The 19,300-nt window shown below is 58.3% G+C and carries 14 protein-coding genes, 1 pseudogene and 1 riboswitch; of the genes and pseudogenes, 10 read left to right on the forward strand and 5 right to left on the reverse strand.

What is annotated here, in order from left to right:
* Complete coding sequence (locus AC0L7U_RS20075; protein WP_473696311.1) at positions 1–1,209, forward strand: amidohydrolase/deacetylase family metallohydrolase; 1,209 nt, start codon at positions 1–3, stop codon at positions 1,207–1,209.
* A 35-nt stretch (positions 1,210–1,244) separates the two neighbouring features.
* Positions 1,245–1,757, forward strand: coding sequence for a RidA family protein (locus tag AC0L7U_RS20080; RefSeq protein ID WP_473696313.1), 513 nt, complete (start codon positions 1,245–1,247; stop codon positions 1,755–1,757).
* A gap of 9 nt (positions 1,758–1,766) precedes the next feature.
* Here the strand turns inward: AC0L7U_RS20080 and AC0L7U_RS20085 are convergent.
* Positions 1,767–2,613, reverse strand: a pseudogene (locus AC0L7U_RS20085) (IclR family transcriptional regulator).
* Positions 2,614–2,710: 97 nt separating this feature from the next.
* Here AC0L7U_RS20085 and AC0L7U_RS20090 point away from each other — a divergent pair.
* From AC0L7U_RS20090 to AC0L7U_RS20100, 3 genes are all read left to right on the forward strand, one after another.
* Complete coding sequence (locus tag AC0L7U_RS20090) at positions 2,711–3,907, forward strand: aminotransferase class V-fold PLP-dependent enzyme (protein WP_473696315.1); 1,197 nt, start codon at positions 2,711–2,713, stop codon at positions 3,905–3,907.
* Between the two features lie 26 nt (positions 3,908–3,933).
* Entirely contained in the window at positions 3,934–5,784 is a 1,851-nt protein-coding gene (locus AC0L7U_RS20095) for an ABC transporter ATP-binding protein (RefSeq protein WP_473696317.1), read from the forward strand.
* Between the two features lie 146 nt (positions 5,785–5,930).
* Positions 5,931–6,068, forward strand: a riboswitch (FMN riboswitch).
* A 73-nt stretch (positions 6,069–6,141) separates the two neighbouring features.
* Positions 6,142–6,588, forward strand: coding sequence for a 6,7-dimethyl-8-ribityllumazine synthase (locus AC0L7U_RS20100; protein ID WP_473696319.1), 447 nt, complete (start codon positions 6,142–6,144; stop codon positions 6,586–6,588).
* Positions 6,589–6,657: 69 nt separating this feature from the next.
* On the opposite strand, the gene AC0L7U_RS20105 is transcribed toward AC0L7U_RS20100, so the two are convergent.
* Genes AC0L7U_RS20105 through AC0L7U_RS20115 form a run of 3 tightly spaced genes read right to left on the reverse strand, consistent with a single transcriptional unit; the run spans position 6,658 to position 11,395 of the window.
* Positions 6,658–8,133 carry an FGGY family carbohydrate kinase gene (locus tag AC0L7U_RS20105; protein WP_473696321.1) on the reverse strand — a complete coding sequence of 492 codons (1,476 nt, stop codon included), beginning with the start codon at positions 8,131–8,133 and terminating at the stop codon, positions 6,658–6,660.
* Entirely contained in the window at positions 8,130–9,092 is a 963-nt protein-coding gene (locus AC0L7U_RS20110; protein WP_473696323.1) for a transketolase family protein, read from the reverse strand. Before AC0L7U_RS20110 ends, AC0L7U_RS20105 begins: the two co-directional genes overlap by 4 nt.
* Entirely contained in the window at positions 9,092–11,395 is a 2,304-nt protein-coding gene (locus tag AC0L7U_RS20115) for a hypothetical protein (protein WP_473696325.1), read from the reverse strand. Before AC0L7U_RS20115 ends, AC0L7U_RS20110 begins: the two co-directional genes overlap by 1 nt.
* A 300-nt stretch (positions 11,396–11,695) precedes the next feature.
* On the opposite strand from AC0L7U_RS20115, the gene AC0L7U_RS20120 reads away from it, so the two are divergent.
* The 5 genes from AC0L7U_RS20120 to AC0L7U_RS20140 all read left to right on the forward strand — a co-directional run bounded on the left by AC0L7U_RS20120 (position 11,696) and on the right by AC0L7U_RS20140 (position 16,893).
* Positions 11,696–12,634, forward strand: a complete 939-nt coding sequence (locus AC0L7U_RS20120; RefSeq protein WP_473696327.1) for a substrate-binding domain-containing protein — start codon at positions 11,696–11,698, stop codon at positions 12,632–12,634.
* A gap of 95 nt (positions 12,635–12,729) precedes the next feature.
* Positions 12,730–13,377 (forward strand): DUF2291 family protein, encoded by a 648-nt coding sequence (locus AC0L7U_RS20125; RefSeq protein WP_473696329.1) that lies wholly within the window; start codon positions 12,730–12,732, stop codon positions 13,375–13,377.
* Positions 13,374–14,921: a sugar ABC transporter ATP-binding protein gene (locus tag AC0L7U_RS20130; protein ID WP_473696331.1), complete on the forward strand. Its 1,548-nt coding sequence runs from the start codon at positions 13,374–13,376 to the stop codon at positions 14,919–14,921. Before AC0L7U_RS20125 ends, AC0L7U_RS20130 begins: the two co-directional genes overlap by 4 nt.
* Positions 14,918–15,970, forward strand: a complete 1,053-nt coding sequence (locus tag AC0L7U_RS20135) for an ABC transporter permease (RefSeq protein ID WP_473696333.1) — start codon at positions 14,918–14,920, stop codon at positions 15,968–15,970. Before AC0L7U_RS20130 ends, AC0L7U_RS20135 begins: the two co-directional genes overlap by 4 nt.
* Before the next feature lie 113 nt (positions 15,971–16,083).
* Positions 16,084–16,893: a DeoR/GlpR family DNA-binding transcription regulator gene (locus AC0L7U_RS20140; protein WP_473696335.1), complete on the forward strand. Its 810-nt coding sequence runs from the start codon at positions 16,084–16,086 to the stop codon at positions 16,891–16,893.
* 43 nt (positions 16,894–16,936) lie between these two features.
* Here AC0L7U_RS20140 and AC0L7U_RS20145 read toward each other — a convergent pair whose 3' ends face one another.
* Complete coding sequence (locus AC0L7U_RS20145; protein ID WP_473696337.1) at positions 16,937–19,225, reverse strand: polysaccharide deacetylase family protein; 2,289 nt, start codon at positions 19,223–19,225, stop codon at positions 16,937–16,939.
* Positions 19,226–19,300 lie beyond the last annotated feature (75 nt).

Raw genomic sequence — 19,300 nt, forward strand, 5'->3', positions numbered from 1 at the left:
ATGTCTGCGAAAGACACTGAAAACACTGTGCTTCTCAAGAATGTCAAACCGGTTGGCTTTGGCGCGCAAGCGCCGTCAGCGCCCATCGACATAGCGGTCGGTGCCGATGGGCGCATCGCCAGGGTTGGGTCTGATCTGCCCCACACCACCGCAACGAGAGTTGTCGACGGCAAGGGGGCGTGGATCTCCCCGGGCTGGACCGATCTTCATGTTCACGTCTGGCATGGGGGCACCGACATTTCCATCCGTCCATCCGAATGCGGCGCGGCACGCGGTGTCACGACGATGGTTGATGCCGGATCGGCTGGCGAGGCGAATTTCCATGGCTTCCGGGAATACATCATCGAGCCTGCTCGGGAGCGTGTGAAAGCGTTTCTGAACCTTGGTTCGATCGGTCTTGTGGCCTGCAATCGGGTGCCGGAACTGCGCGACATCCACGACATCAATCTGGATCGTATCGTCGAGTGCTACGAGGCGAACAAAGAGCATATCGTCGGGATCAAGGTGCGGGCGAGCCACGTCATCACCGGATCCTGGGGTGTGATTCCGGTCAAACTGGGCAAGAAGATCGCCAAGATCCTTGACCTGCCGATGATGGTCCATGTTGGAGAACCGCCAGCGCTTTATGACGAGGTGCTGGAAATTCTCGGACCGGGCGATATTGTCACGCATTGCTTCAACGGCAAGCGCGGCTCCAGCATTCTGGAAGATGAAGATCTGTTTCAGCTTGCCGAGCGCTGTGCCGGAGAAGGGGTGCGTCTGGACATCGGCCATGGCGGTGCGTCCTTTTCGTTCAAGGTCGCGGAAGCGGCTGTCAAGCGCGGCCTCATGCCGTTTTCCATCTCGACGGATCTGCACGGGCATTCCCTGCCCAGGCCGGTTTGGGACATGGCGACCACCATGTCCAAGCTGTTGTCCGTGGGAATGCCGTTCGAGAAGATCATTCATGCGGTCACCCATGCCCCGGCCGAGGTGATCAAGCTGCCGATGGACAATCTTCTGTCGGAAGGTGCGAGAGCCGAGTTTACGCTTTTCAACCTGATTGATGCAGATCTTGAGGCGGTGGATTCCAATGGCGATCTGTCGCGCATGAAGCAGCTTTTTGATCCGATCCACACCGTGATCGGCACCGAGGTGATCAAGGCCAGCCGGTTCACGCCGGAAGATGCCCGCCATCGCCTTGAAAACCAGCCCTATTACCATCGCTGAGACCGACCCGGCGATTGACGTCTTTTTCTATTTGTATGACAGGAGTTTTTGTGTCCCAGTCTTCCTCCCTCAATGAGGCACAGTCCGCTTCGATCTATGATCGCCTTGCCAAACTCGGGATCACGATTCCGTCGGCACCGCCGCCCATCGCCAATTTCGTGACCCATAAGCAGGAAGGCAACCTGCTGTTTCTGTCGGGTCAGGGTCCGAGCGAAGCGGATGGGTCACAGCATTACGGCAAGGTTGGTCTGGATGTGACCACCGAAGAAGCCTACCGGCACGCACGGCTGACCGGCCTGAACTTGATCGCCGTCTTGCAGGATGCTCTCGGAGATCTCGGACGGGTCAAGCATTTCATCAAGATCCTCGGCATGGTCAATGCCAGCCCGGACTTCACGGAGCATCCGCAGGTCATCAACGGTTGTTCGGATCTCTTCAATGAAGTCTTTGGTGAAAAGGGCATTCATGCCCGGTCTGCCGTTGGTTTTGGATCGCTGCCCAACAACATCACGGTCGAAATCGAAGCGATCGTGGCGCTGAACGACTAGGAGACGATCTCAGTGGCCGCGCCATCCCATCATACGTTCGATCTTGGCAGCAGAATTGCGCACGTATTCGCCGTAAGGCGTTTCCGGGCCCATGGCTTTCTGCTCAGGCAGAACGATGGAAATCGTGGCAACGCATTCGCCTTGCTGATTGCAGATCGGCGAGGCAATGCAGGCCACCGCATAGTCGGATTCCCTCTGCCTGGATGGACAAACGGTCACGAAAGGCTTCAGCCGCCGCCGTCGACAGGGCTTCGGCGTCGATTACCGCACGGCCGGTCGGCGACGAGCGCGCGCCGCGCTTGAACAGTTCGATGCGGTCTGCATCGGGCATATGGCCGACCAGAAGACGGCCAGACGCGGTCCAGTTCAGCGGTACACGGGTGCCCACGCGCGAGGTCACCTGAAAATGGTTCGGCCCGTCGGCCATCGCCATGACCAGCATGTGGTGTCCATCGCGGCCGCAAACCTGCACGGTTTCCTCCGCTTGACGGCAGAGATCGTGCATTTCATGGGTTGCAACATCCATGAAGTCGATGGAGCGGGCATACGCCAGTCCATAGTGGTAAAGCCGCGGGCCAAGCCACAAGATGCCGTCGTTGGAGCGTGTCAGCATGTTCTTTTCGACCAGATCGTCGATGATCGTATAGACCGTGGACAACGGCGCGCCAATTGCCTTGGCAATGCCATAAGCCCCCTCGGGTTCTCCGGTTTCATACAGATGATCAATGATCTGGAGCACTCGGTCGATGCCGCTGACGCGCGAGCGTTTCGCCTTCTTCGGCGCAACAGTCTCAGCGGAAGGATCCGACGCGATTGCGTCAGCGAGGCCGGTCTCGGCGGTTTGGCTCTTGGTCATCGAAGCTCCATCGGTTTTGAGAAGCTATTACATTATTACGATACATGTGTCGAGTTGTGCTCCGCTCACACCGCGCACAAAATTGGAGAGTAACAAAATGAGTGACGACATCCGCGCCGCGCTCGGCCTTCGCCCCGTGATCAATGTTTCGGGCACCATGACCAGCCTGGGAGCGTCCATTGCCGTTCCGCAGGCGATTGCCGCAACACAGGCGATCATGCCGCAGTTCGTCGAGATGAATGATCTGCAACGCAAGGCCAGCGCCATCATCGCCCGCTTGACCGGCGGTGAGGCCGGCTTCGTGACCGCCTCCTGCTCCGCCGCGATCAGTCTGGCTGTTGCTGGCGCCATGACCGGTCCGAACCTCTATGAGATCGAGCAATTGCCGGATGTGCTGTCCGACAAGAATGAAGTCATCGTGCAGATGGGCCATATCGTCAATTATGGTGCCCCGGTGGATCAGGCGGTCAAATTGACCGGAGCCAAGCTGGTCACCATCGGTCAGTCGACGTCGACGCATCGGTTCCATCTGGAAAATGCCATCACCGACAAGACGGCTGCTGCCGTTTATGTGGTGTCGCATCACGTTGTCGATTATGGCCTGCTGCATCTGAGCGAGTTCGTCGAGATCGCCCATGCGCGCGGCGTACCGGTGATTGTGGATGCTGCCTCGGAATATGACCTGCGCGGCTTCCTGGAAACCGGGGCCGATCTGGTGCTCTATTCCGGTCACAAGTTCCTGGGCGGCCCGACATCGGGCATCGTTGCAGGCCGCAAGGACATGGTGCGCAACACCTACATGCAAAATGCCGGTATCGGGCGTGGCATGAAGGTTGGCAAGGAAAGCGTCTATGGCTGCATGGCCGCGCTGGAAGCTTGGGAAACCCGTGATCATGACGGCATCCGCGAACGCGAAACAAGCTACCTGCGCCTGTGGCAGGATACTCTGACAGGGCGTCCTGGCATCACGCCGGTGCTTGATCCCGACCCGACCAACAACCCGCTCGATCGGCTCAAGGTCTTCGTCAATACGGAAGAAGCCAACATCACTGCATGGGATCTTTCGGCAGCGCTTGCCAAGGGGGACCAGCCGATCATCGTGCGCGACCATGAGGTTGAGCATCACTACTTCTATCTTGATCCGTGCAATCTGCATCCGGGACAGGAAAAGATCGTTGCCGACCGACTGGTCGAAGAACTGGAGAAGGCCCGCAAGTCCAACGAGATCATCGCGAGCCCGATCGAAGACCTCAGCCGCCATCGCTTCGATGGTCTGATGAGCTGGCCGGACTGATAACAAGACGCTTCCAGAGGTATTCCATGTCCACACAGCAAACCATTTCCCCGACCCCGATGACTGCAGCATCTGCGTCACCGGTTCTCTCGGTCGAAAATCTGACGACCTCGTTCCGCACAGATGGCGAATGGAAATCCGTTGTTCGCGACGTTTCCTTTCAGGTCTTCCCCGGCGAAACCATGGCCATCGTGGGAGAAAGTGGCTCTGGCAAGAGTGTCACCTCCTTGTCGATCATGCGCCTTTTGCAAAGGGATACCAGCCGTGTTGAGGGCAAAGTCTACTTGCAGAACCGCGAGTTGCTTGGCCTGTCAGAGGCCGAGATCTGCAAGGTGCGCGGCGCCGATATCTCGATGATATTCCAGGAGCCGATGACGAGCCTCAATCCGCTTTTCACCATCGGCGACCAGATTTCCGAGGCTATCCGCTGTCACTCGGCGATTTCCAAAAAGGATGCGCGGCTGGAATCCATCCGCCTTCTGGAAAAGGTGCGCATTCCGTCAGCCGCTTCGCGGTTCGACGAATACCCGCACCGCTTTTCCGGCGGTATGCGGCAACGGGCAATGATTGCCATGGCGCTGGCCGCCAAGCCCAAGCTGCTCATTGCCGATGAGCCGACCACCGCCCTTGATGTGACAATTCAGGGTCAGATTCTCGATCTGATCAAGATGTTGCAGGAAGAGGAAGGCACATCGGTCCTGTTCATCACGCATGACATGGGTGTGGTGGCGGAAATCGCTGACCGGACCGTTGTGATGTTCCGTGGCGAGCAGATTGAAACCGGAAAGACCTCGGATATTTTCCGCCACAGCACACAGCCGTACACCCGGGCACTCTTGTCTGCTGTTCCGGTTCTGGGCTCCATGACCGGCTCCGAATTGCCGGCCCGGTTCCCGATGATGGACGTCATCACCGGCGAAATGGACAAGCCGCGGGAGATGCCTTCAACGGCTGCGACGGACAGTCGTCCGGTTCTGGAGGTCAAGAACCTGTGCAAGCGGTTCGACATTCATTCCGGTTTGATGTCGAAACTGAGCGGTCGGGTCCATGCGGTCGAAGATGTATCCTTCAACCTTCATGCGGGTGAAACACTGTCATTGGTGGGCGAATCCGGCTGCGGTAAATCCACGACTGGCCGTGCCATCATGCGCCTGATCGAACCCAACAGTGGGTCGGTCACTGTCAACGGCGAAGATGTTCTGGCGTTCAATGGCAAGGCCATGCGCAAGTTGCGCCAGTCGGTGCAGATGATCTTTCAGGATCCGTTCGCCAGCCTCAATCCGCGGATGACCGTGGGGGAGGCGATCGCCGAGCCGTATCTGGAACACAAGCTTGGCACTCGCAAACAGGCACAGGAGATGACGGCCGGCATGCTGGACCGGGTTGGGCTGTCTGCCGATATGGCACGACGGTATCCGCACGAATTTTCTGGCGGCCAGCGGCAGCGGATCTGTATTGCGCGGGCCCTGGCGCTGAAACCCAAGGTGATCATTGCCGATGAAAGTGTGTCGGCGCTGGATGTGTCGATCAAGGCGCAGGTCATCAATCTGATGCTGGACTTGCAGGAAAGCATGGGCATCGCCTTCCTGTTTATCTCGCATGACATGGCCGTGGTCGAGCGCGTCAGTCACCGGGTGGCGGTGATGTATCTGGGTCAGATCGTCGAGATCGGACCGCGCGACAAGGTTTTCAGCGACCCTCAGCATCCTTATACCCGCAAGCTCATGGAAGCGGTGCCTGTGCCCGACCCTGATCGATTGGGCATGAAGCGAAATGCCGATGTGGAAGAGCTGAAAAGCCCGATCCGCGCCGTGGATTTTGTGCAGGACAAGAAGGTTTACCGCGAAGTGGCGCAGGATCACTTCGTCATGACATGATGGCGTCTGCCAAGGTGTGGCGGGCCTTAACGCCTTGGCGCTTTTGATGAAGATAGGGGACGGTGGCGATACCGTCCCTTTTTCATGAACGCATTGTCCACCCTTTAAAAGAGGATTGTCTCTCCCCATTTTTCGGACTAGAAGAGATGTGTTCTCGGGGCGGGGTGAAATTCCCCACCGGCGGTTAAAGCCCGCGAGCGCTCTCCTGCCTTTGTGGCAGGGAGGTCAGCAGATCCGGTGAAATTCCGGGGCCGACGGTATAGTCCGGATGGAAGAGGACCAGCTTCGTTGCACCTTGTGTGCGGCGCGGCTTGTCGTGCTCTGGGACCTTGACTCATTTTTGCTGAAAGGTTCCGAATGTCTACTGAAAACTATTCCAACAAGAAAATCGCCTTCATCAAGGCCCGCTGGCATGCCGACATCGTCGACCGTGCACATGATGGCTTCGTCGAGGCTGCTGCAACCAAGCTGTCCGGCGCACAAGTCGTGACGTTTGACGTGCCGGGCGCATTTGAAATGCCGCTCCTTACCAAGAAGCTTGCAAAGACCGGTGACTATGATGCTGTTGTCGCTGCGGCTTTCGTCGTTGATGGCGGTATCTATCGCCATGACTTTGTCGCCGATGCCGTGGTTTCCGGGCTGATGAGTGTGCAACTTGAAACGGAAGTGCCGGTTTTCTCCGTGTCGCTGACGCCGCATAATTATCAGGAAACTCAGGTGCTGACCGATTTTTATCGCACGCACTTCATCACCAAGGGCAAGGAAGCCGCCGAAGCTGTCCGGCAGATTTTCGCGCTCGGTTGACGTCCTTCAGGGTGACCTGACGACATGAGGGCAGAGCGCGTCCTGCGCCCTGCCCCTTTTTGTGTGGTTTCAATGCGGTGTGGCGAGAAGATTGGCGACGCTTTGACGCCAGCGCTGCGACAGATTGACGGCCGCAGCGTGCTCTTCCTGCGCCGGAAAAAATGCCTTTCCGGTATCTTTTACAAGCGGGGCCGGGTGTCCGAGAGCCTCAAGTCCCATGGCCCAGACGCCGAAGGCCCCCACTTCTGCCTGTGCGCCACAGGTGACGGGCCGGTCCAGAATATCGGCCTGCAATTGCATCAGAAAGCCATTGGCAGATGCCCCGCCATCCGCCAGCAGCCCATCAAGCAGACGGCCGATGTCCTTTTCCATGGCGCGGAACACGTCAGCGATCTGTAAGGCGATGGCGTCAAAGGTAGCCCTTGCGATATGCGCCGGTGTGGTTGCGAGCGTCATGCCGCTGATGGTCCCGGTTGCGTAGTCATCCCAGTACGGTGCGCCCAAACCACTCAGGGCGGGAACGAAGGTGGTGCCTGCCGCATCGGGTACGGTTTGCGCCAGATCGGACAGCGCCTGTGCGTCTTGCAGGCCCAGCATGGTGGCGGCAAAGGCGGCGGCTTGTGCCGAGACAGTGATGTTGCCTTCAAGGGCGTAGGCGGTGCCGCGTGCATCTGTCCAGGCAATGGTGCTCGACAGACCATTGTGTGAAGTGATGCGCTCGGGTGTCAGCGTCATCAGTGAGGACCCGGTGCCATAGGTTGCCTTGACGAGACCGGGCGTGCGCACACCGTGCCCATAAAGCGCTGCGTGACTGTCGCCCATCATGGCGTGGATCGGTACGCCTTCGGGAAGTGCTGTCGTACCAGCCGACGTGTGGCCGAACAAGCTGTCGGAGGGCATTGGCGCAGGCAGGCAGGTTTCAGGCACCTCGAACAGATCGCAAAGCAGATCACTCCACTCAAGTCGGTTGATGTCGAAAAGCTGGGTGCGTGAGGCGTTGGAATGATCTGTCGCAAAAACTTTGCCGCCAGTCAGGCGATTTAACAGCCAGCTATCGATGGTTCCCGCCCGCAGACGTCCCGCATCTGCCAGCGCACGCGCGCCCTCAATAGAGCGCAAGACCCAGCCGAGTTTTGAGGCGGGAAACAGGGGGTTGATGGCAAGGCCGGTGGCCGCAAGCACATCGTCGCCTGCGCCCATCCTGCGCAGGGCTTCGCAGTCTGGCGCGGTGCGCCGACATTGCCACAGGATCGCCGGAGCAATTGGCTTGTTCGTGTCCGCATCCCAGACGACCAGCGTTTCGCGCTGACTGGCGATGCCGATGCCCAGCACGTTCATCAGATCATGTGTTGCGCCAATCCGGGCAATGACCTGCTGCACGCTGTGCCAGATGTCATCCGCAGATTGTTCGGCCCATCCGGGTTTTGGATAATGTGATGTCAGCGCGCTGGAGGCCCGCGCCACAACCGCGCCCTCTGTGTCGATGAGCAAGGCCTTCGTATTGGTCGTGCCCTGATCAATGGCAAGAAAACACGGGTGTGTCATGACCGCTTGCGCTCCAAGGCCTTGCGCGCGCGCGTAGCAATGCCTTCGCCGCTGAGGCCAAAGCGATGAAACAGCGTCTCGATGGAGCCTGTCGGCAGAAAACCGGGAAAGCCCATACGCTCGACCGGTACCGGTTGGTTGGCGCTGGTGAACTCGGCCACGGCGCCGCCCAAACCGCCATGGATATTGGCTTCTTCGACCGTGACAATGGCACCAAGCTCTGCAGCGCTGGCCACGGCCTCTTCATCCAGCGGGTTGATCGTTGCCATGTTGAGAACGCGGGCACTGATGCCGTGGTGTCGGTGCAGACTGTCTGCCGCTTCGATTGCGAGATGCACTGTCGTGCCGCAGGCGATAATCGCCAAGTCGCAGCCCTGGCGGACAAGCTCGGCTTTGCCCGGTTGAAAGCGCCGATCTGGCACATCCAGATTGGGCACTGCCATGCGACTGAGACGCAGATAGACCGGCCCCTCATGTGCGGCGGCCCAGCGGATGGCAGCTTCCGTTTCCCACGGGTCGGCAGGCACAACAACCGTGATGGCATCCAGCGGTCGCAGCCAGGCAAAATCCTCGATGGAATGATGCGTCGGGCCGAGTTCTCCGTAGGCAATGCCGGAAGACTGGCCGACAAGTTTCACGTTGAAGCGGGCATAGGCGATGTCAGCCTTGACCTGCTCCAGCGCACGACCGGTCAGAAAACAGGAGGCGGCAGAGACAAACGGAATGCGCCCGCCGTTCGCCAGCCCTGCGCCTACGCCGACCATGTTTTGCTCGGCAATACCGACGTTGATCAGTCGGTCGGGGAATTTCCTCTGAAACCCGCCAAGCTTGGACGACCCGACGGAATCATTGACCACAGCGACAATACGCGGGTCATTCGCGGCCAGATCCTCTAGGGTTTCAGCCCAGATGGTGCGGCAATCAAAGCGCTCTTGCTGTTTGTCGGCGGCATCGGCCATCAGACCAGCTCCTGCATTGCGGTTGCAAATTGTTCGGCATTGGGTACGCCGTGGTGCCAACCAGCCTGATTTTCCATGAAGGACACGCCCTTGCCCTTTACCGTGTTGGCAATGATGCAGCGAGGACGCCCCGCGCTGTTTGGCGGTGCGCTCAACACCGTATGGAGCGCCTCGATGTCGTGCCCGTCCACGTCGTCGACATGCCAGCCAAAGGCCCGAAACTTGTCGTCGAGGGGGTCAAGTCCGTTGGTTTCTTCTGTTCCCTGCCCCTGTTGAAGGCGGTTGCGATCCACGATCAGGGTCAGGTTGGCCAATTTGCGGTTGCCTGCGGTCATGGCTGCTTCCCAGTTGGAGCCTTCCTGCAATTCGCCGTCGCCGGTGAGAATGAAGGTACGGAAGGCGTTGCCCGAGAGCTGTCCGGCAATAGCCGTGCCCACGGCAACGGGCAGCCCGTGACCCAGCGGACCGGTGTTGGTTTCCACGCCGGGCAGGTAGTTTCGGTTGGGATGGCCGTTGAGTTTCGAATCCGTCTGCATATAAGTGGCAAGCCAGTCTTGCGGATAATAACCGGCGGCGCACAAGGCGGTGTAAAGCGCGCCCGTGGCATGACCTTTGGACATGATGAAGCGGTCACGATCCTGCGCATCGGGCTGTGCCGGATCGTAATGCATCACGCCAAAATACAGTGTGGCCAGAATATCAATAGCGGAAAAGTCGCCGCCCGGATGACCGAGGCCTGCGTTGAACACCATCTCAAAGGCCTGCCGACGCATCCACAGGGCCTTGTCACGGATCGTTGGAATGATATCATTTTTCAGCATCATCATGGGTCCCATCAAAAAGCGGTTCGGCAGGGTGAGCGTCGGTTCCGGCTCGGCATTATGGTGGTACATCGGCCATTTCAGGTAGCGATGAACGGCTTCCTGAAGCACGTCGGCGTGCTGGCCGCGCACCATTGCGACGTGATGTTCAAAACCGTTCTGACTGACGAAGCGCATCAGGCGGCGCAGGTTCTCGACCTGAGTTACAGCAATGCCGCCATCCATGGGGAAGGGATCATCTGTGAACGCCCCCTCGCCCAGATAGCATTTGGTCATGCCAGCGCGGTCGTCGGTCGACAGGCGGAAGTAGGTCATGGGGCCCGGCTGGACCTTTCCCTTCACGGCACCGAAGCACTTCTCGCGCCCGATTGTCTCGCCGAGCACATCCAGCTCACCGATCTCGGGCGTCGTTCCGAAGAAACTCTTTGGGTAATTGCCACAATGGGTGCAGACGCATTTATCAGTCTCGTCAGCGTAATTGTTGTTCCAGTCGAGAAGTGCTGCGGGCGCACCAGAGGCCAGTGACAAGGCGTACATGGACAAAGCGCCCATGACATCAACCTCGCAGGCCGATGGCATCAGTTCTTCGCCCATCATCGACATGGTGACACAGGTGGCGCAGCCGAAATTGTCCTGCAATGCGCGCCAACACTGGATGGCAGATGCGTCGCAGTCGTTCTCCTCGATCCAGCGGTTGACGGCGAGCGTCCATTTGGCCTGCCGCAGGATCTGGTCGGGCTTGATATGAGCCGGAATCGTGCCATAGGCCTTGATCCGCTCCATTTTCTCAAGCAGATCCGGTTCATTGTCCTTGATGGCTCCGGCCGCCTGCATCATTTCAGACAGATCCACCGTGACGACGGTCACGCCGGAGGCCTGTAACAGCTTTTCCGAATACCGCATGGTCTGAAAGGCGCCAGTGCGCGCGCCAATCGCTCCAAGCCGCGCATTGCGCAGGCCTTTAACGGTTCGACAGACGCGTGAAAAGCGATCCAGATCGTCCTTGAACTCTGCACTGCCCGTGTCACAGGTATGCGAGGTTGTCTCCGTGAAAGGCACGCCATATTGCCAGAAATTGTTGGCCACCGACAGTTTGCCGCAAAATGCGTCGCGGCGCTCATGCACCGATACCTTGTCGATTTCGTCATTGCTGGCCTGAAGCAGGATCGGCACATTCAGACGGGCGCGATTGACCAGTTCGGCGACAGCAATCTCGTCGCCGAAGTTGGGCAGGCAGATGACCAGACCGTCTATGTCATCACGGATCTTGCGGAAGTGATCGGCATAAAGATCCGCATCGGCAATGCTTTGCACGGCTCCGTTGACGGTCGCCTCATACGGCAGGATATGAGCCTCGACGCCCAGGGCCTCCAGATGCGCCAGCACCTCTTCACGGGCGGCTCGACATGGTGCACCGTTGAAAAAGGCCCGGCTGCCGATCACGACACCAAGCGCGATCTTCTTGCGAATGAAGCGGCTCATTTTTCCTCCCAGAAATTCACGACGCTATATCGCGCCTTCTTTCGATTATTTTTGTTTGTTTTTGTTTTTTTGTCCAGAGGCAATTAAATTTAAATATGAGATTTAAAAATATCGCATTGCACAAGCTTTTAGAGCAATTTTCAAAAGATCATTATGTGAAAAGGCTTGATCTCCACCAGAACGAGAAAAATTCAACGATAAAAATCTAAAAACAAAAATATATTGACATAAATCGAAAGAGATCGATAGTCTTTGCTCACGGCCCCACGGGAGAGGGGCTGCATCTAGGGAGGAGAAATCATGAAATTCGGCAAGCATCTGCTTGTGTCGGCATTGGCCCTTGGCCTTGCCGGTGCGGTTTCCGGTGTCGCTCAGGCGGCTGACACCATTGCCATCATTACACCCAGTCACGACAACCCGTTCTTCAAGGCGGAAGCAGAAGGCGCGGATGCCAAGGCAAAGGCGCTTGGCTACACGACTATGGTTCTCGTGCATAATGATGATGCCAACAAGCAGGATGAACTGTTTGATTCCGCCATTGCGGCAGGGGTAAAGGCCATCATTCTGGACAACGCTGGTGCCAATGCCACCGTGGCAGCGGTACAGAAAGCCAAGGACAAGGGTATTCCTTCGTTCCTGATCGACCGCGAAATCACCAAAACTGGCGTTGCGGTGTCGCAGATCGTTTCCAACAACTACCAGTGTGCCCAACTCGGCGCGCAGAAGTTCGTTGAACTAATGGGTGAGAAAGGCAAATATGCCGAATTGGTTGGCAAGGAATCCGATACCAATGCGGGCATCCGCTCGCAGGGCTATCACGATGTTATCGACCAGTACACCGACTTGAAGATGGTGGCCCACCAGACGGCCAACTGGTCGCAGACCGAAGCCTATACCGTTATGGAATCCATGCTTCAGGCGCATCCCGACATCAAGGGTGTGATCTCGGGCAATGACACCATGGCGATGGGGGCATATGCGGCCTTGAAGGCTGCGGGCCGTGGCGACGTGATTGTCGTCGGCTTTGACGGCTCCAATGACGTGCGCGATTCCATTTTGGAAGGCGGCATCAAGGCAACCGTCCTGCAACCGGCTTACCAGCAGGCGCAGCTCGCTGTGGAGCAGGCCGACGCCTACATCAAGACCGGCAAGACGGGTGAAGAAGAAAAGCAGCTCATGGATTGCGTGTTGATCGACAGCAGCAATGCCAAGTCGCTGGACACATTCGCCCTGAAATAAGACGACCCGTTCCCTCCCGAGTGAGTGCCCGCATTCTCAATAGGCGTGGCATTTGCTCGGGCGGTTTCCGGTTCTGCATGAAATCTGGTGTTCCCATGAGAATGAACCTGTGTCTCGCCGTTGCGGTGACGCTGAGTGTTGGCCTGTGCGGCTGCAAGCTGGTCAAGGATGGCAAGGGGCCAAGCAAGGCCGCCATGGCAGGTCAGGCTGGTGATGCGTCGCGTATTTCCGCGCTCATCGAAAAAACCTACAAGAGCAAGCTGGTGCCTTTGTTGGCCGACAAGTCTGTCGACGTGACCGATCTGGAAACGGGCAAGGCCAAGGATTTGAAAGCCTATGGCACGGATCACGGGGTGCGCGTTGGCGGTATGGGCGGGGCCTCGAATTTTGCCGTGAAGGGCAAGGGCAAGGTTGTGACGCTCAATCTCAAGTCTGCGGCCAGCTTTGCGGAAATTGACAGTAATGGCGATGGCAAGGCCGACGCGAAGTTGCAGCTTGGCCCGGTGGTGCGCGGATCTGCGCTGCGCGATCTGGCGCCTTTCTATGACTTCTCCAGCTTCCGCGATCAGATCGAGTTTGCCCGTCTGGGCCGGGCGCTGAACACGCGCGCCTTGCAAGACGTCAAACCTGCGAAAACGCCAGATCTGGCAGGCAAGACCATTACTTTCCTGGGCGCGACTGCCGTGCGCTCGGCCAGTGAAGAGTTGCTGATCACGCCAGTGTCGATCGAGGTTGCGCCATGAGTGACTTGCAGCATCCCACTGGGCAGCACCCCATTGGATTGACCATTCGCAACGGTTCGAAATTCTATCCGGGCACGCAAGCCTTGAAGAATGTGGACTTCGACCTTCGGCTTGGGGCGGTCAATGTTCTTGTTGGCGAGAACGGGGCCGGAAAATCGACGTTGATGAAAGTCATCTCGGGGGTTGAGAAACTCAACGGCGGCACGATTGAGATCGATGGTACACCGATTGTTTTCGCCGACAAGGCCGATGCAGCCCGTCACGGTGTTGGCATCGTGTTTCAGGAATTGAACCTGTTTCCCAATCTGAGCGTGACCGAGAACATCTTTCTTGGCCACGAGAAGACGATGGCGAAAATTCAGATCGACCGGGCCGCGCAGCGTGACGAAGCCCGTGCCCTGATGCAGCGGCTTGAGCAGGATATCGACCCGGACATGCCGCTTGGCAATTTGCGCATTGGCCAGCAACAGATTGTCGAGATCGCCAAGGCGCTGGCGGAAGATGCGCGTATTCTCATTCTTGATGAGCCGACCTCTGCCCTGTCTCAGGCCGAAGTTGAGGTGCTGTTCCGGGTGATCGGCGATCTGAAGCGTCAAGGTGTCGGCATTGTCTACATCTCGCACCGGCTGGAAGAGTTGATCCGCATTGGCGATTACATCACCGTGCTGCGCGATGGCGTGATTACCGGTGCGCGGTCCATGCAGGGCGTCGATATTCCCTGGATCGTCAGCAACATGATTGGCAGTGCTTCCAAGGAATTTCCCAAGGCTGAAGATCATGAGCTTGGCGCGGAAGTCTTCCGTGTCGAGGAGGTTTGCCTGCCCAGTCCGTCGAAGGGTTTCACCGTTGATCACCTGTCTTTGTCGGTGCGAGCCGGGGAGATCGTCGGACTTTACGGATTGATGGGGGCCGGGCGGTCTGAATTGCTGGAATGCATCATGGCGCAGCACCCGCAATCGACAGGAACGCTTTATATTGACGGCAAGCCGCTGAAGGAAAGTCATGTCTCCGGCCGCATCCGGCGGGGGCTGGCGCTGATTCCGGAAGATCGCAAACGCGACGGTCTGGTGCAGACCATGGCGATCCGTGAAAATCTGACACTGTCGTCCCTGCGGGATTTCACCAGAGGTATTCACTTGTCGCTGGTGGCGGAAGCCCGGCGGGCGGCCGAATTCGTACAGCGCATGACGATCAAGATTGCTGACATCGAGCACCCCGTGTCGAGCCTGTCGGGCGGCAATCAGCAAAAAGTGGTCATCGGCAAGGCGTTGATGACCAATCCGAAAATTTTGCTGATGGACGAGCCTTCTCGCGGCATCGACATCGGAGCCAAGGCAGAGATCTTTCGCAAGATGCGCCGGCTTGCGGCCGAGGGTCTCGGCATTCTGTTCGTCACATCCGATCTGGAAGAGGTGCTTGCCCTCTCCGACCGTATTCTCGTCATGGCCAGTGGCAAGCTGACGGGAGAATTTCCCGCTGGCGCCAACCCATCAGATGTCATTTCGGCGGCAACGCCCCTTCAGTCCGAGGCAATGGAACAATGAGCACGATCTCTCTGGAAAACCCGCCGAAAAGCAGCGCGTCGGCCCTGCTTTTGCTTCTTAAGTTGCGCACGCTGGTGGCGCTGTTTGTGGTCTTCTTTTTCTTCGCCTTTGCCGCGCCTAACTTCTTGTCGGCCGAAAACGTGCTGATCGTCTCGAAGCATGTGGCTTTGAATGCTTTTCTGGCCATTGGCATGACCTTCGTCATCATCACCGGCGGCATTGATTTGTCTGTCGGCTCTATTGTCGGGCTTTGCGCCATGGTCGCGGGCTATCTGGTGCTGAATGGTGTTGATCTCGGGATCGGCTACAGCCTGCAATTCAACACGCTGGAAATTTGTGCCATCGTGCTGGTTGTCGGGGCGGTGATCGGCATTGCCAACGGCTTGTTGATCACCAAACTGAATGTGGCCCCCTTTATCGCCACTCTGGGCACGCTGTATGTGGCGCGCGGCGCGGCTCTGCTGTCGTCCAACGGCGGCACCTTTCCCAATCTGACCGGCACCGCCGAATATGGGTCGGACACGTTCCCGCTCATTGGGGCGGGCACTATTCTGTCGATCCCGCTGTCGATCTGGATCCTGGCGGTTGTTGCCATTCTGGCCGCTTATCTGGCAACGCGCACACCACTGGGGCGCTACATCTATGCGGTCGGCGGCAATGAACGCGGTGCGGCCCTGTCCGGGGTCAATGTCGATCGGATCAAGATCTTCGTTTACATGTTCTCCGGCGTTTGTGCTGCGCTGGTCGGGCTGATCATCGCCTCGCAGCTTCAGGCCAGCCATCCGGCAACGGGCGAGACTTTCGAGCTGAATGCCATCGCGGCGGCCGTTTTGGGTGGCACATCCATGTCGGGCGGCCGCGGGCGCATCGGTGGTACACTGATCGGCGCTTTCGTGATTGGGATTCTGGCCGACGGACTGATCATGATGGGGGTTTCCTCCTTCTGGCAGACCGTGATCAAGGGGCTGGTGATCATTGCTGCTGTGGTCGTGGATCAGGTACAGCAGAAGCTTCAGGCCCGTGTCGTCCTGCAACAGCAGATCGGTTGAGAGAGGTGCCCGGATTAAATCTGGGTGCCTCGCTCTTGCCGTGTCGATCGGATGCGACTAAATCGGGATGGTTCGATTTGTTTGCAATCATCTTCATTTAAGTGGGATTCGAAATGGACACCACGTCCGATCACGACACCGGCGGGGCAATGGTCGGTCTGCTGTCCGAGCCACGCCGACGCCGTATTCTGGAGTGGATCCAGGAGGAAGGCTCGGCCCGTGTGCGCGAATTGGCGGAAGCGTTCCGTGTCTCGGATGCCACGATCCGTCAGGATCTGGAGCGTCTTGAAGGGGATGGTCTGATCACTCGCGAGCATGGCGGCGCCTTCTTGAACCGTGCCCCGGTGCAATCAACCTCGCTGACGTTGCACCATCAGGACAACATGGACAAGAAGCGCCGCATCGGCGCGCTGGCCGCCAGTCTGGTCAAGGACGGCGAGACGCTCATTCTGGATGCAGGCACCACGACGACGGAGATCGCCAGTCGCCTTTCGGGCCGTCATCAGCTTACGGTGATCACCAATGCATTGAACATCGCCATCGAGCTTGGCTCTGTGCCGGGCTTTGCGGTGCACATGCCGGGCGGGCAGTTCAAATCACCGACCTTGTCGTTGTCTGGCGACAAGTCGGTAGATTATTTTCGCAACATCTTTGCCGGGAAGCTGTTTCTGGCAACCGCTGGCGTGGCGCTGGATGCAGGCCTGACCTATCCGAGTTTTGCGGATTTGCAGCTCAAGGAAGCCATGATCAAGGCGGCGGCCCATGTTTATCTGGTGGCGGATTCCTCCAAGATCGGCAAGTCCTCCTTCACTCGGCTTGGGTCGCTCGATGTGATCCAGTCGTTCATCACGGATGACGGAATTTCTGATGCGACGGCCAAGGAATTTGAGCGACGCGGTGTCGAACTGTTGATTGCCAAATGAGACAAGACAGATGGAGGGTGGCCTGAGGCTCTCAATCCGAGTCTCAACCCTTCGTCAGCTTGAACGGAATGCCGGAGATCAGCGCGCGAACGTAGCGGCGTTTCTGAAATGCGCCGTTGAGAGATACGCGCGGCACATTCATCGGCTCTTGCACACAGACCTGACCCAGAACACCGGGCTGCGTTGTGACAGCCACATCAAACCCCCTTGCCCGAACAGCGTCCATCTCGCGCAAGCCCACTGCCGTTGTCCATCCGTAAGGATACGAGAAGGAGCGCGGCTTTTGCCCCGTGTCCCGTTCAACAATACGGGCGCTTTCGACGATCTCATGATGCAGCCGGTCTTCGCTGACGCGCTTCATGTTGATATGGGTCAGCGTGTGAGCGCCAAAATGCACCAGAGGGTCGGTTTCCGCGAGGCCTTTGAGCTCGCCGGCGTTCATCACCAGAGACGCTGTCAAGGCAACCGGGTCGACACCGATTGCGCGAGCTGCCGCGTCAATGCGCGCGACGGCAATGTCCTCCTCCTCCCGTTTGACAAAGCCTGCAAGACGTTGAAACGCCTGTAAGCGCCGACTGTCGGTGGCGACATCCAGGGTTTCGCTGCCTTTGCCAAAATCGAAGTGCAGAACATCGGTTGCCCGCAGCAGCGCTTCGGCAGTCTCCCACCATGGCGCGCGGCTGCGGTCGACCAGACCGGGCGCAATGAAAATCGTGTAAGGAATGCCATACCGGCGAAACACGGGGGCCGCATGGCGTGCATTGTTGCGGTAGCCATCGTCCAGCGTGAAAGCGACAAACCGGCGTGTGTCGGCGGCATCGGCCAGCAAGCGTGGCAGGTCATGCAAATGCACTGGCACGAGGCCCGCCTCTGTGGCAACGTCTATCGCCTGGGCCAGAAACTCCGGTGTGATCGACAAGATGTCATTGGGAGCAAAGGTGTTCTCCGCGTCGTGCGGGCGCACATGATGCAGGGTAAAGACCACGCCGCGTCCGGCCGCCTTCGGGAAAAGGTGTTTCAGGCCCGGCAGGCTGGTGGCTTCCAGTCCGGCCCGGATCGTCTGATAGCGCAGCCCCTGCTTCAATTTCTGTCTGGCTGACTGATCCGAGCAGGCCGCCTTGGCCGAGGAGGCATGTTTGCGTCCCAGCACGCGGCGGGTCAGCACGCGCCACGCTGTCAACGGAATATCGAGAACACCGGGCACAGGGTCATAGCCATCAAACGCGGCCCACGCCTGTACAGAAAAAATCGACTTCAGATAGACGGCAAGACTGAGCTTTTTGCGGCGGATCAAGGACAGAGCCGAGACCGCATCACGCACCAGATACATCCACGTTGTGCCGGGACGCGCAACCAGAGGGCCCTGCCCCTGTGCGAGAATGAGGTTGCGGGGTTTGCCCGCCGCCAGTTGCCAGAGCATGAAGCCGAGATTGAGGCCCGCTGCCTGACACAACCCAAACCACGACCAGGGCCGTGGGTTGACGTCGAGAAGTCGCAGCCGCCCGTCTGTCGGATGGCGTTTGAACTCGATTTCGACCAGGCCGGTAAACGTCTTGTGGCTCAAGAGCTTGCGTGAAATTTCAAGGGCGTCGGGTACATCGGCGACAATCACATGGGTGCTGGTATAGCCAAAGTCGACGGGGTATTGCCGGTTGCGTTTCGCGGTGAATTCGGCCAAAGGCTCGCCATCCAGCCAGAGAGCCGCATAGGAGATCTGCCCCTCGCCGCCGCCGGGGATAAGCTGTTGCACAATGACATTGTCGGCGCCAATTTCGGCAACCGCTTCCTGATAAATCGGCTCGAAAGCTTCCCATGTGTCGGCGCGCAGGGCCTTCGCCTTGGAAAACCAGCTTTTGCCGCCTCCCATATTGGGCTTCAGCACGACGGGAAATTCCGGCGGCGCGGCGCGAAAATCTGCCAATGTGTGCATTGCGCAGGTTCGTGGCACATCAATGCCCAACCGGGTTGCCAGCGGATAAAGCTGAGGTTTTTCGCAAAGCTCTTGCAGGCTGTCCCAATCGGGCAGGAAAATCTGGAAGGCGCGTTCGAGCAGCACCTTGTGTTCGGCGATCAGTTGGACTTCGGCGTCCCCTGCCCCCACAAGAAGATATTTGTGCCACCCCCGATCTCGCGCGAGTTCCAGCAGCAGCGCTGCGGCGTCCTCATGCATCGGGCCGTGCCAGGAAATCACCTCGCGCACCCGGCGCGACCAATGCGCCAGATGGCGATCATCCGTGACTTGATAAACCGGAATGCCACGTCCCCCAAGGCTACGCGCCAGAGCCAGCGTGGCATGTCCGCCACCCAGAATAACAACACCGGGTTCAATCAAGTTCGTCTGCTCCAGCCTATCCACGGTGATTGGTGCCCACCGAAAGTCCCTGTAGACCCGGCTTTATTGTCCATA

It is taken from the genome of Roseibium sp. 10G30-5 (assembly GCF_055809635.1).